10 protein-coding genes are annotated in these 13,983 nt (G+C 42.3%); 1 reads left to right on the top strand and 9 read right to left on the bottom strand.

Features of this window, described 5'->3' with window-relative positions; genetic code table 11:
- Window positions 1–42: 42 nt before the first annotated feature.
- The 3 genes from HUW48_RS11225 to HUW48_RS11215 form a co-directional block, all read right to left on the bottom strand.
- Window positions 43–1,497 carry a DUF1501 domain-containing protein gene (locus tag HUW48_RS11225; protein ID WP_182415757.1) on the bottom strand — a complete coding sequence of 485 codons (1,455 nt, stop codon included), beginning with the start codon at window positions 1,495–1,497 and terminating at the stop codon, window positions 43–45.
- A gap of 3 nt (window positions 1,498–1,500) precedes the next feature.
- Window positions 1,501–3,816 (bottom strand): PSD1 and planctomycete cytochrome C domain-containing protein, encoded by a 2,316-nt coding sequence (locus tag HUW48_RS11220; protein WP_182415756.1) that lies wholly within the window; start codon window positions 3,814–3,816, stop codon window positions 1,501–1,503.
- Window positions 3,817–4,214: 398 nt separating this feature from the next.
- Entirely contained in the window at window positions 4,215–5,387 is a 1,173-nt protein-coding gene (locus HUW48_RS11215) for an FG-GAP repeat domain-containing protein (RefSeq protein ID WP_182415755.1), read from the bottom strand.
- 482 nt (window positions 5,388–5,869) lie between these two features.
- On the opposite strand from HUW48_RS11215, the gene HUW48_RS11210 reads away from it, so the two are divergent.
- On the top strand, window positions 5,870–6,655 hold the full coding sequence (locus HUW48_RS11210) for a 3-keto-disaccharide hydrolase (RefSeq protein WP_182415754.1): 786 nt from the start codon (window positions 5,870–5,872) through the stop codon (window positions 6,653–6,655).
- Window positions 6,656–6,995: 340 nt separating this feature from the next.
- On the opposite strand, the gene HUW48_RS11205 is transcribed toward HUW48_RS11210, so the two are convergent.
- The 6 genes from HUW48_RS11205 to HUW48_RS11180 form a co-directional block, all read right to left on the bottom strand.
- Complete coding sequence (locus HUW48_RS11205) at window positions 6,996–7,778, bottom strand: LytR/AlgR family response regulator transcription factor (RefSeq protein WP_182415753.1); 783 nt, start codon at window positions 7,776–7,778, stop codon at window positions 6,996–6,998.
- Window positions 7,759–8,808 carry a sensor histidine kinase gene (locus tag HUW48_RS11200; protein WP_182415752.1) on the bottom strand — a complete coding sequence of 350 codons (1,050 nt, stop codon included), beginning with the start codon at window positions 8,806–8,808 and terminating at the stop codon, window positions 7,759–7,761. Before HUW48_RS11200 ends, HUW48_RS11205 begins: the two co-directional genes overlap by 20 nt.
- An 82-nt stretch (window positions 8,809–8,890) precedes the next feature.
- On the bottom strand, window positions 8,891–9,427 hold the full coding sequence (locus HUW48_RS11195) for a hypothetical protein (RefSeq protein ID WP_182415751.1): 537 nt from the start codon (window positions 9,425–9,427) through the stop codon (window positions 8,891–8,893).
- Window positions 9,428–10,332: 905 nt separating this feature from the next.
- Complete coding sequence (locus tag HUW48_RS11190) at window positions 10,333–11,496, bottom strand: Gfo/Idh/MocA family protein (RefSeq protein WP_182415750.1); 1,164 nt, start codon at window positions 11,494–11,496, stop codon at window positions 10,333–10,335.
- A gap of 6 nt (window positions 11,497–11,502) precedes the next feature.
- Complete coding sequence (locus tag HUW48_RS11185) at window positions 11,503–12,579, bottom strand: sugar phosphate isomerase/epimerase family protein (protein ID WP_182415749.1); 1,077 nt, start codon at window positions 12,577–12,579, stop codon at window positions 11,503–11,505.
- 169 nt (window positions 12,580–12,748) lie between these two features.
- Window positions 12,749–13,972 carry a cupin domain-containing protein gene (locus tag HUW48_RS11180; RefSeq protein WP_182415748.1) on the bottom strand — a complete coding sequence of 408 codons (1,224 nt, stop codon included), beginning with the start codon at window positions 13,970–13,972 and terminating at the stop codon, window positions 12,749–12,751.
- Window positions 13,973–13,983: the final 11 nt, after the last annotated feature.

Below are 13,983 nucleotides of genomic sequence, written 5' to 3'. Positions count from 1 at the left end.
TATTTAGAATCTTACCTTAAGTCGCCTGCTACTTAAAAAAATTTATACTAAAATATCTTTCACTACTTTCCCCGCTACATCCGTTAAGCGGTAACGGCGACCTAAATGTTTAAAAATCAGCTTCTCATGGTCCAAACCTAACTGGTGTAAAACGGTAGCTTGAAAATCATGAACGTGGACCGGATCTTTAATAACGTTATACCCAAAATCATCGGTATCGCCGTAAACAATCCCCGGTTTAACGCCGCCACCGGCCATCCAGATGCTAAAACAACGCGGATGGTGATCGCGGCCATAATTATCTTTGGTTAATTTGCCCTGGCTGTAACTGGTGCGGCCAAATTCTCCGCCCCAGATTACCAGCGTTTCGTCGAGCAAGCCCCGTTGTTTTAAATCGGTAACCAAGGCCGCCGAAGCCTGATCCACGTCTTTGGCCTGGCTGGTAATTTCGTAAGGCAGGTTTCCGTGCTGGTCCCAACCCTGGTGATAGAGTTGCACGAACCGGACTCCGTTTTCCGATAATTTTCGGGCCAGCAAACAGTTCGCCGCAAAGGTACCAGGCACCAAACACTCTGGTCCGTATAATTTTATGACGTCGTCGGGTTCTTTGGAAAGATCCATAACTTCGGGCACGGCGGTTTGCATGCGGTAGGCCATTTCGTATTGCTGTACCTTGGCACTTATTTCGGGATCGCCAAATTCTTCGTAGGCTAATTGGTTTAAGGCCGCTAAGTTATCGAGCATTTTCCGGCGTGCGTGCCGGTCCATTCCTTCGGGGTCGCGAATGTAAAGCACCGGATCTTCGCCTTTACTAAATTGCACGCCCTGGTGAATAGAATCAAGAAAGCCGTTGGTCCAGAGTTTAGAATAGACGCCTTGTCCGTTACCAATACCCCGGGAAAGCAATACCGTAAAAGCGGGCAAATTCTTGTTTTCGCTACCTAAACCGTAACTCAACCACGCGCCCATACTCGGTCGGTTACCTTGCTGCGAACCAGTCTGCACAAAAGTTAAGGCGGGGTCATGGTTAATGGCTTCGGTAAACATGGATTTTACAATGCAGATATCATCCACAATTTTAGCCGTATGTGGAAACAAATCGCTTACCCAGGCCCGTGACTCGCCGTATTGCTTGAAATCAATAAAAGAACCGGCCAAGGGAAAAGAATCCTGATTGGCCGTCATGCCGGTTAGGCGTTGATTCCCCCGCACCGAAGTAGGCAATTCCTTGCCATTCATTTCCCGCAGTTTAGGCTTGTAGTCGAAAGACTCCAGTTGCGAAGGAGCCCCGTTCTGGAACAGGTAAATTACCCGCTTGGCTTTGGGCGCAAAATGGGGAATACCCGCACTTAAACCCGAATCATCCAGGCCACTGCCTTTGAAAAGGTCCGGAATTAATAAAGAGCCTAAAGCAACGCTTCCCAGTCCTAAACTTAGCTTGGATAAAAAATGACGGCGATTAAAATTAAAGCCGTGTTCCAGAATTTCTTTTTCCATGGTTCAGGATTTTGAAATAGTTTCTTCTAAATTATAAATGGTAGTAACTACCTGCATGAACGCGGCCAGCTTCATTTTATCGGTTTTTGCGGGTAAGGGATATTCCCCTACCGCTAACCGTTTTTCTGCAATGGATTTGTTTAAAGTTTTAAGCTCTTCCTGGTAATAATTGCTTAGCAGTTGTAATTCCTTTTGGCTTGGTTGGCGACAAACAATTGTCCGAAATGCTTTTTTTATTTTATTTTCCGTTGAGTTATTTTCCTGCAACAATTTGGCGGCCAATACCCGGGAGGCTTCCAGAACAGTTGGGTCGTTCATCATGATTAAAGCTTGTAGCGGCGTATTAGTCGTAAGCCTTTTTACTTCGCACTGGTCGCGGTTACTGGCATCGAAAATACTCATGCTGGGAGGCGGCACGGTTCTTTTTATTAAAGTATACATACCCCGACGGTAAAGGCTGGAACCATGGTCTTGTTTATAAACCGAAAGCAAACCCCGCCCCGAGGTAGCGCCTTCCCATAAACCCGGCGGCTGGTAAGGTTTTACACTTGGTCCGCCAATAGTTTTATTTAACAAGCCGCTGCTGGCTAATACTAAATCGCGGACGAATTCGGCGGGTATCCGGTACCGGGGAGCCCGGGCTAGTAAAATATTATTGGGATCAGTCTTTAATTTGGCCGGCGTTATTACCGCCGATTGCCGGTAAGCAGCAGAAGTAACCAATTGTTTTACGAGGCGTTTGGTATCCCAGCCGTGTTCCCGGAAGTCAACGGCCAGCCAATCTAGTAAAGCCGGATGCGAGGGAAGTTCGCCCTGCATGCCAAAATCGCCGGAAGTTTTAACAATGCCTTTCCCGAAAAATTCTTGCCATACCCGGTTTACGTACACGCGGGCGGTAAGCGGGTTTCGTTCATCAAATAACCATTTAGCCAGGCCCAGCCGGTTTTTTGGGTAATTCTTATTAAAGGGCAGGATAGCTTTGGGGGTACCGGGCTGCACTTCCTCGCCGGGTGCATCGTAAGCGCCTCGGTTCAGGATATGGGTTTTTCGCAAGGTATCCAAATCGCCCATAACCGATACAATTAACCGGGTGGTATCGGGTTTATTAATAAAGGTTAAAATATTTTTTACTTCTTCGTTGCTGATAGTTATGAGTGGTTTTTTAGCGTAGGTCTCGGGTCCGCCAATTACCGATTCTATGCCTACTTCTTTAACGTTGTTAAAAAAGGAGTAAAGCTGATAGTATTCTTTCTGCGAAAAAGGATCGTATTTATGGTCGTGGCAGCGGGCGCATTCGGTAGTAACTCCTAACAAAGCTTTGCCAAAGGTATCACTGCGGTCCGAAACGTACATTACCCGGTATTCTTCGTCTACCACGCCGCCTTCTTCAGTAATTTTATGATTGCGGTTAAAACCAGTAGCGAGTACTTGTTCTTTAGTAGCATTGGGCATTAAATCGCCGGCTAGTTGCCAGGTAATAAAATCTTTATAAGAAATATTTTGGTTAAGTGCATGAATCACCCAATCGCGCCAGGGCCACTGCGTGCGGTAACCATCGTCCTGGAAACCGTGAGAATCGGCGTAGCGGGCCACATCCAGCCAGTGCACCGCCATTTTTTCGCCGTAAGCCGGATTTTGTAGCAATTGATCTACTATTTTTTCATAAGCATTAGCGCTGGTATCGGCCATAAATTGATTCATTAACTCCAGGCTGGGAGGAAGGCCAATCAGGTCCAGGCTTACCCGTTTAAGCAGACGCTCTTTATCGGCTTCCGGGTTAGGAGCTAAACCTTTTTGCTCTTGTTTCTCCAGAATAAAGTAATCAATTTCGTTTTGAACCCAGTCTTTTTGCTTTATTGGAGGTAAAGCAGGTTTTTTCGGGGCTACAAATGCCCAATGCGGTTCGTATTTAGCGCCCTGTTTAATCCACTTCTGAATTAATTGTATTTCGCGATTGGTCAATTTGAGATTAGAATTAGCCGGCGGCATAACCAAAGTAGTATCCGGACTGGAAATGCGCTGGTATACCACCGATAATTCAGGTTTACCTGGTACCAAAGCGTGCGCGGTGGGATTTTCTTCTAAAGCTTTATAGGCTTCTTCTGCGATATCTAACCGTAAGCCAGCTTCCCGTTTGTTGGCATCCGGACCGTGGCAGGCATAACAATTATCCGATAGAATGGGCCGGATGTCGAAGTTATAACTTACTTGGTCAGGCAACTGCTCGCCCGAAGTTTTGAAGTCTGTCCCAGAAGTACACGCTTGCAGGAAAACTGCAGCGGCAAAAAGTATCTTCCAAAAAATCCTTTTCTGGGTCATATTAAACTCGATTTAGTAAATTATAAGCAGTTTAGTAAAATCAGAAAATGAGGTTAATCATTTACGTTAAAGACATCTATTCATAAAACCCTAAATAGTATATTAACTTTGATAACCAACAATATACAAAATTTAACGTTAAAAATTCATAAATCCTTAAAGAGAATTCTGCTATATAATTCAGTTGTTGATTATACTTTTTGCATTTGTTAAACTCTCCCAGCCGATAACTAAATTTTTAATTCCTGCTAAACTGTATCTTAATTAATCTATCTGGGAAAAAAATTATGAGTAGATGTTTTTATCAGGACTAACTAGAAAGCAGTAGTATGGATTGTGACAACGGGCAATGCCGCCGTTGCAGCTGTTTGAGTATTTACAAACAGCTATTGAGCGTACTACTCACTTCCCTGATTATAAAAAACGTACAACCCGTCCTTTCCGGCCACTATTATATCTTTTCTGCCGGAGCCGGTCAGGTCGGTAACGCTGAAATAAATGCCTGCCCCTTTGCCTTCCCCGAAGGGACCGTAACTCACAATTTGCTTCGTGAAAGACTCGCCATTCCATTTATAATAGTAAATACCTAAAGGATCAAACTCGCCGGGGTCGTTGCCGTTGTGAGCACGAAAACGCTTGCCGGTTATTAATTCCTCCTGCCCATCGCCATCTAAATCTATCCAATGCATGGTATGAAACTGCGAATTGTTTAAGTCGATAGCGTGTTTTAACCAGGTAGTTTTTTTTGATTTTTTGTCTTTTTTCTGCTCATACCAGTGTAAACCATAGCTATGCGCTTGGCCCACTATTAAATCGTTCAGTCCATCTTTATTTACATCCACCACTAAAATGGGTACACTGGAAGTGCCTAATTTAAAATCTTCGTGAAAATTCCAGGCTTGTTTAAAGGGTTGCGTTGGAGCTTCGAGCCAGCCATTCTCTACCAGTAAGTCGCTGCGGCCGTCGCCGTTTACATCGCCGAAGCCTAAACCATGGCCATGTTTGCCCATAATCCGGTGCGCCTCAAAGCGGCCGGTTCCTTTGCCCTGGCTATTTTTAACTAAGCGATATATTACTAAAGAATCATTCGGCGTATTAGGAATAATTTCCGGAATGCCGTCGCCGTCTACGTCCCAAGCGCGGGTGGTTTCAATGTTTCCGGCTTCAGCAATACGGTGCTCGGGCCATTCGTTTCCGTTACCCGGGTTTTCGCGCCAGGTTAAAGTTTTACCAAACCAACCTCCGGTAACAAAATCTATTTTATTATCGCCGTTTACATCTAATGGAACCGTGGAAAAATCGTCCCAATATTCTCCGAAACGTTTTACTTCGCCAATGTAATGCCGGTTTAAAAACTTTGGCCCTTCGTACCAATAAGCACCCGAAACCAGGTCCGGAATTTTATCATTATTTACGTCAAAAACATCTACCGATTCAAAACTCTCTGCAGCAATTTGTTGCTTTGTAAATTTTAGTGGTCTGGTTACTTTATTGGCTGGTTCCTTAGACTGACCGGAACAAATATTTACTAAAAAAAACAAACCTAAGGCAGGTAAGAAGGCTTTTTGCATGAACAGCTTTATATTTAGTAACCTAACCGCTTACAGAAATTTTAATTAAATATAATTTCACCTAAGCGGCTAGACCTGAATGTTTGGGAATTATATAGTTCTCAAATTATATTCTTAATTATATAAAATTATCCTGTTGTGTCCTGTTTTAAATTATTACAGGAAGATCCGGGAAGATGGGTTATTATTGGAAAGGTTAAAAAATTATCTTTTGAGTTTTTGTTTATCGATTCTGATAAAGTTTTTGCCAAGCTTCAAAAAACAAGTTTAGCGATAATTGTTGAACGGAATAATTAAACTTTAAACTTGAAATAAACAGGATACGACAGGATAGAAAGCCTTACAGCATCAGATAAATTAGCAAATAAGAACCTGGTTTTTAACCGGTATTAGTAAGTGGTAAATTAGTTAAAAAACCACTTTAAATAATATCCCGGATGTATTCAGGTTATATATGGGGGTTTTCTAAACGTAACAGCAAAATGCATAAAAAAACTTTTTTCTCCTTTATTCCGGCAGCAATCCTGTGCGTGGGTTTGCTGACCGGCAATTGTCAGAATAAAAATGCCAATAAAAACCAGCGCGACAAGGAAGGGTTTACTTCTATTTTCGACGGTAAAACTTTAAAAGGCTGGGAAGGTGATCCTAAATATTGGCGCGTGGAAGAAGGAGCCTTAGTAGGGGAAATTACTCCTACCACACTTTTAAAAACTAATTCTTTTATTATTTGGCGGGGTGGCACTCCAGCTGATTTTGAATTTAAAGGTTCTTTTAAAATTACCACCGATGGCAATACCGGCATTAATTACCGCAGCGAACAATTAACTGATATTCCGTTTGCCTTAAAAGGATACCAGGCCGATATTGATGGAAAAATCCGGTATACGGGTCAAAATTACGAAGAGCGTGGCCGTACTACATTGGCTTACCGTGGCGAAATTGTAACCGTAAATACCCAGGAGAATGCCGAAAATCCTGAATCTTTCCGGGCGAATGTAAAAAATAATGCCTGGCAGGCCCGCCAGGTTACCGGCTCGTTGGGTAAAAGCGATTCCCTCCAAACCTTAATTAAAAGCAACGACTGGAATGATTTTCATATCGTGGTAAAAGGCAACCGGTTGCAGCATTATGTGAACGGGGTTTTAATGAGCGATGTAACCGATAAGGATACTGTAAACCGGAAAATGAGTGGCTTGCTAGGGGTGCAAGTTCACGTAGGCCCCCCCATGAAAGTACAATACCGTAACCTGCGGATAAAACAACTTTAATCTAAACTACAAACTTTAATCTATCAGGGCGAGAACGGTTTACCAACTGTTCTTGCCCTTTTTTATTTAGTAAAAAGTATAAACTCATATTCTTACAAATTATACTGGAATGAATGTGAAAGACGTATTTCTATTAGTATCGCTTTCCTACCTATAAAGCAGGTTCCGTATCAAGTTATTGGTGATGAGGCACGAGGCATGGCGCAACCGAGTGAGCTAAGGTTCGCTAAACTGCCCGAAAGAGCCAAATTGGGCCTATCAACCTTAAGGCAAACTGGTTACTTTAATACAACATCAGCACCGTAACCTTGAGACTTGAAATGGATCTTCGCAAACAAGATTATTCTCCTAACCATTGCCGGAATTCCATGGCTTTTTCGCGGCTGATAATAACTTCTTCGGCAGGGGAGGGATTCAGATTTAATTTGAGTTTTGCATTATAATCCTGACTAACTTTTTCTACGGCCGTATAGTTGACGAGGAATTGGCGATTGGCCCGGAAGAAATCTTTCGGAGGAAGGGATTTTTCGAGTTCTTCCATGGTAAAATCAATCTGGTACCGGCGGTTATCTTTGGTCAGCAAAAAATTTATTTTTTCTTTAGTGAAGAAGTAAGCTACCTCGTTACTGGTGATAGGAATCATGCGCTGGCCTTGTTTTACCAGAATTCGGTCCCGGTACTGCCCAGGGGTGGGCAATTGCTGCTCTTGTAATTCTTTTAATAAAGCTTCAATCTGAAGGGTTAAAGGCTTTCTTTCGGTAAATACCTTTTGTAGATTTTTTAATTTTTGTAAGCTTTGTTGTAATTCCTTTTCCTGAATCGGCTTTAGCAGATAATCAATGCTGTTCAATTTAAAAGCCCGAATAGCATGTTCATCATAGGAAGTTGTAAATATTATCGGGCAGGCTACTTCTATCTGTTTAAAAATATCAAAGCTTTGCCCATCTGCTAGTTCAATATCTAACAATAATAAATCAGGAGCCAGATGGGAATTAAACCAATTTACCGTAGCTGACACACTATCCAGCGTGGCCTCAATGGTACAAGATGGTTCCAGTGTTTCCACCATCTTCCGTAAACGGCGAGCGGCAATAGCTTCGTCTTCAACTATTACGATGCGCATGTATTTTAGGGCTTATTAAAGGTATTTGTACTTGAAAAATTGATTCATTTTCCTGGATTATAATTTCTGGCTGATTGAGTAAATGGTACTTGGCCGATACATTTACTAATCCCATTTTGTTGGAGAAAACTGCTGTTGAGCGTTTTTGTAAATTATTCTCTACTAACAAATTGTTAAAATTATCTGAGTAAATGCGGATGTGCAAAGGAGCAGTTTCGGAAATAATGTTATGCTTTACCGCATTTTCTAAGAGAATTTGCAAGGTTAAGGGCGGTATCAGGTAAACTTTTAACTCAGGTGCCACCTCCACTATTAAAAATACGCCTTTTTCGAACCTGGTTTGTAATAAGTAAAAATAGGCCTGAATAAACTCTAATTCCTGGTCAAGGGGGATAAGTTCCTTTTCGTTGCTTTGCAGCAAGTAGCGGTAGATCTGCGATAATTCATCTACAAACCTCAGCGCACGTTTAGGATCTTCTTCTATTAAGCCGGAAAGGGTATTTAAGCTATTAAAAAGAAAATGTGGGCTTACCTGATTTTTTAAGGAATCCAATTGGCTCTGCAAATTTCTTTTTTCCAAATCTTCTGCCACTGTCACCGATTTTTTCCATTCCAGGAGGTAATAAATACATTCGTAAACGGCCGCAATTAGCTGGCAAAAAAACAAGGTCATTCCTATGCTATACAGGAAGTTGTATACATTCATCTCCTCATGCTGCCAAAAACCTAATAAAAATTCAACCCAAACGTGCCAGCAACCTACCAAAATGGAAAGTAAAACCACTAAGAAAGCTAAAAGTAAAATCCGTGAACCCTGTTTTTTTAATCCGGTAAATTGAGAGCGGCTAAACCGAACGGCCAAACGCGTACCTTCCCACATTACAAACGTAAAAAGTAATTGCCACAACAGAATTTTTAATACAGGTTCGTGTTCCTGGGTTACCCGGGGTAAGTAAAAAAACAAGAACAATATTATATTCTGAATCAGCATGCCGGCTATTCGAATCCGGGTATCATGAAGCTTCTGCATGTATATTTTTCACGGAAAATACAATTACCTTTCTTAAGTTAAGAAATAATCTTCAAACTTCTGGTTTGTTTAGCCGATCCGGTTAACTCACTAAAGGATTTAAAATTAATTCGGGGGAGGTGGTTCTTGTTTCCGATTTAACATTTAAAGAATAACGGCGACTGGCTCTATATACTAATAGCATTAGCGGAACCGATGTTAAAGAAGGAAGCAAGCTAATGGGATTAAACGGAACCAGAGGCAGCGTGATTAAAATTTGTAAAAAACCTGCCTTGTAAATTCCATAGTGATCATTCCAATTACCCTGAAAGACTTGAGTTAATTTAGTTAATACATAATAATTTATAATTACGATTAAAACTCCAAACTGAATTAGGGTATATAAGCGTAGATCGTACTCAAAAGTACCCGCTTTTGCTTTCATACAGGCTACTACAATAACGGCAATTAAATGAGCGCACATATTAAGCAAGGTATAAAGCGTTAAAAACACCAGGCTAAAAGTATAACCTTTGGAGAAGTAAACTTTTTTTTTCCGAAAGATAAAGTAGCAATAAGATAGGGTGGCAAATACTGTAATTACAAATAAAAGGCTGTCGATGAGTTGGCGATTTAACATGGTTATAGGTGTTTTAGGTTATAGTTTGTAAATTATGTTAAGTAGTATAAACAGCTAAATAAGTTTTCACTCGCAAAATAGGCCCGGCTAAAAGAGGTTTATGGTTTAAAAATAAAAGGAGAGTAGCAGCTTTAAAATTGAAGTTTTTTAAAGTGTCAGAATTCATTGCCGAATTAACACTTTAGAAAGCTGAAGCGTTTTTGCCTTTATGAAAGAGAAAAAACTTTAGATAGATAAATGTTCGAAAATGACAAGCTTTCTGTTTAGAACCGGATTAATTACATTAGTGCCAAATTTAAATTGGGATTTATATCCAATCTCGTTGACAATTTGCACCTGATACAGCTGATTTAACAATTAATTAGGTTTTTGGCGGCAATTACTTGTTGGAGGGAGTTTAGTAAATCTTGCCTGATATTAGTTGGTGAGTTTCCGCAGTTAACCGGAAAGAGATCCAAAAAGTATTGCTCGAAGAGATCTGGTAACTTGGTACCAGTACTGGCTTAATAGGCATTAGTAGCTAATCCTATTCTTAAATCCGGCGAAAGAATGAGATAAGAATCGGGAAGTGCGGAAATATTTTTTCTAATTTAAATAGGTTATTTTGGTGTTCATCCAGTTGAGCATTCCCGTTAATTAATTTTTTTGCTTGTTTTTTTATTTCTGCACAAGCAACTGTATTGTTAATTATAGGTTAAATAACTTGGGTACTTATATAAATAAAGAATTACGAATATTGTTATTTCGCTGTAAGTAGGAGTAAAAGTAGATCACCTTATAAATAAAAAGCCAGTATTATATTTTTTGCATGATGCTGAACATCAAATACAAATAAAAAGTCAGGCCTAACAAACTAAAAATAGTTTGTCAGGCCTGATCTGACTATAATTAAAAAATTTTACCGCTTACTTAACCAGCTCGGCAACGTTGGTACTTTTCCAACTCCGGGTAGCTGCCGATTCCAGAACGGCTTCGCATACTAATTGAGTTTCCAATGCTTCCTGGAAGGTAGGAGAGCAGGGTTCGCCACTTTCCAGACTTTTTAAGAAATCAGCTACCTGGTGCACAAAGCTATGCTCATAACCAATGGATAAGCCGGGCACCCACCATTTACTCATGTAAGGTTGATCTCCGTCGGTAACGTGAATAGAACGCCAGCCCCGCACGATTGATTCGTCGCGGTGGTCAAAGTACTCTAAGCGGTTCAGGTCATGTAAATCCCAACGAATAGAAGCGTGCTCGCCATTTATTTCGAAAGTATACAAAGCTTTGTGTCCCCGCGCATATCGGGTAGACTCAAACAAGCCTAATGAACCATTTTCGAAATGGCAATGGAAAATACAAGCATCGTCGATACCAACTTTTTGTTTTTGACCGGTAACGGCGTGTGTACGTTCTTTCACAAAGGTTTCTGTAACTGCCGATACATCCGTAATGCTGCCATTGAGCCAGATAGCCGTATCAATGCAATGCGCCAGTAAATCACCGGTAACACCGGAACCAGCTGCTTCCACATCCAAACGCCAGGTTCCCGCGCCACCTTGCGGCACATCGGCGCTTATTGTCCAGTCTTGCAAGAAATTAGCCCGATAATGAAAAATCCGGCCTAATTTACCTGAATCAATAATTTGCTTAGCTAAAGAAACTGCCGGCAAACGGCGGTAGTTGTACCACACGGTATTAGGTACTCCGGCTTGGTTAATGGCTTCCACCATTTGCTGCCCTTCTTCTAATGTCCGGGATAGTGGTTTTTCGCACAAAATCATTTTACCAGCGGCGGCGGCGGCAATGGCAATTTCCGCGTGCGTATCATTGGGTGTACATATATCAATGGCATCAATATCGTCGCGGGCTACAACGGCTCGCCAATCTGTTTCATACGACTCGTACCCCCATTGTTCGGCAAAGGCTTTTACTTTATCAGCGCTACGCGTACAAACTGCTTTTAAAACCGGCCGGTATTGTAGTTCCGGAAAGAAATCGCCTACGCGCTTATACCCGTTTGAATGCGTTCGGCCCATGAAGCCGCCACCGATTAATCCAATTCTTAATTCTTTTTTATTGCTCATAAAGGTTTAACCAATTAAAGATTCTTCGTTTACTTGTACCGGTTCGTGCCAGCCGTGGGCCTGACGTACTTTTATCAGGGTAGCCAGAATGTCGTTCCAGGTTTGTTGGCGCGTCATTACCTCATTCGGGAACATGCAGCCATCCCAGCAAATATGTTGTACAGCTTTAGTTAATTCCCCTTTTTCGTCGCGTAACCAGAAACCAGCATCGTTTACAATGTCGAGTTTGCCGTTTGGATCGGTGGCTAAACAATGGCGACCGGTTTTGTCGTGTGAACCGGAACCAAAAACGGTGCTGTCGTTTTGCGCCACGTGGAAGTCGATGGTCCAGGGCCGCAAGGCAGCGGTAATGGTTTTTAAGCCCTCAGTTAACACGGAACGGTCGCTCCAATCATAATTTTCAGGTAAAATGCGGTCTTCCGGATGATTGTACCCCAATAAATAAAGTAAGGTATGAGCCATATCTGCCTGAAAACCCATATTCGGCCGGTTTACTGCCTCTAAGGTGGCTACCATGGTACGCCAGCTGTGCATGCCTCCCCAGCAAATTTCACCTTCGGCAGCCAGACGTTCGTTGTATTCAGCGGCTACGTCGCAGGCTTCCTGAAAGGTTTGTACAATTAACTTAGAATTATTCACCGGGTCTTGCTCCCAGGCTTCAGGAGAACTGGCAGAATCAATCCGGATAACGCCGTAAGGCCTTACCCCACGTTCCCGCAAAACTTTGCCAAACTCGCAAGACCGGCGAACCATATCCACGAAAGTGGCCCGCTCTTCCGCGCTACCCATTGCCGGTCCTCCCCAAATGGGTGCTACCAGGCTTCCAACATTTAAATTATAAGCCGAAACTTTGTCGGCCACTTCTTCGGCGGCTCTCCGGATATCATCCAGGGTACCTTCCAAATTAATGTGCGGATTAAATAAACCCAGGTCTACGCCGTCGAATTTTACGCCATCTACTTCTGCAGCGGCGGTCATTTGCAACATGGTGTCAAAAGGTATAACCGGTTCAGAATCGGGACCTTTGCCCACAATACCCGGCCAGGTGGCATTGTGGAGTTTAGGATAGTTATTTTCAGTCATATAAATAAAAGGTTAGTAGCTAATTTATATTAAGTAGTTGTTGATTATTAGTTGTTCGTAGTTCCACCACTAAATTTCTAATAATCAAAAAAATAAACATAAGCTGTAATCTAAACTAATTTTGTTGAAGCTTTTAAATGGATAAGTTCATACTCCGCATAAAATACAACTAGAGTCCTAAATCCGGGTTACCCGGGCCAAAGTGTTTCAGCATCACAATTGGATCGGTACTGGATTGATTTACTATTTTTACTCCTTCTTTAGCGGCTTTTTCGCTGACAAAAAACTCGTCGTTGGTTAATTGTCCGTAGCGGATCAGAGCGGGAGTTTCAATGTCCCATACGCCCATTTTTCCGTGCCCTTGCATCATAATTAAACCGTAAGCGCCGCTATCCTTAATGGTTACTGCTGCTCCCGGCAATACTGTTAGTTCTTTGGCGCTATAAGCTTGGTTCTTGTAGCAAATCCAGTTTTCGATGTACCCTTCAGCCATCATTTCGGGTAAAGATTTTACGGGCCGGGGCCGCATAAAATGATTTTCCATAAAATACGGATCTACGTTGGCTTCCCAGTCAATTACTTCTACTAATAAATCGTAATCGCCTTTGCGGTCTTCGGGGGTACCATTCCACAATAATTCTTCCGGTATAATGGCTTCGTTTACCAGTGATTGGTACATGGCAAATATATCCGAAGCTTTTTGCGGCTCGTAAGTACATAAACTACCGGGAGCATGTAAAATCCCAGGAGGAACATCCCACCCAGTGCCTGGTTCCAGGCGGTAAGCCGAGGAGAAATTGGTTATTTTGTTATCGCCTTTGGTAAAGTTTTGCAGACACTCCTTAATTTGTTCTTTAGTTGTACCCGGCGCAATACCAAAAAAAGTATAAGGAAAATCGCCGCCGTGATTATTGAGTTGGGGCGGGAAATAATAAGCCTCCGGTTTGCCTAGTTGGCCCACCATCGCCGCGTACTCATCGCTGTGGTGAATGTGATGCGGAAGTGGCCCCATGTTATCGAAAAATTTGGAGTACATAGGCCAGGCCTGGTATTCGTTCCACAGGCGGTCGCCAATCAATTCACCTTTTAATTCGTCAATGGCGTCTTTCAACAAAATCTGCTGGTCTTTAGAACCATCGTTAAAAACAATAGCACTTAAACCTTCGTTTTCGCCGGTAAGCGGACCATTTTTAGCCGGAGTAGTAGACGATAACCACCGTTCATCAATTCCGCCGCGTTCGCCGCCGAGCACATAATAATCATCGGGGTGCAACTTAATTCTCCGACCAGGTACACAGAACGACCGGGGCACCCAGGTAGGAGCCAACCGAAGTATTCCTTGACCTTGTTCTAAAGCTTTTGCTGCTAAACTTAATTTTTCCGTAGTTTCCATAAAGAATTGGG

It is taken from the genome of Adhaeribacter radiodurans, assembly GCF_014075995.1.
In the GTDB taxonomy this organism is placed as follows: domain Bacteria; phylum Bacteroidota; class Bacteroidia; order Cytophagales; family Hymenobacteraceae; genus Adhaeribacter; species Adhaeribacter radiodurans.
The sequence above is the reverse complement of the archived record's forward strand: the minus strand, read 5'-3'. Positions and strand labels throughout refer to the sequence as shown.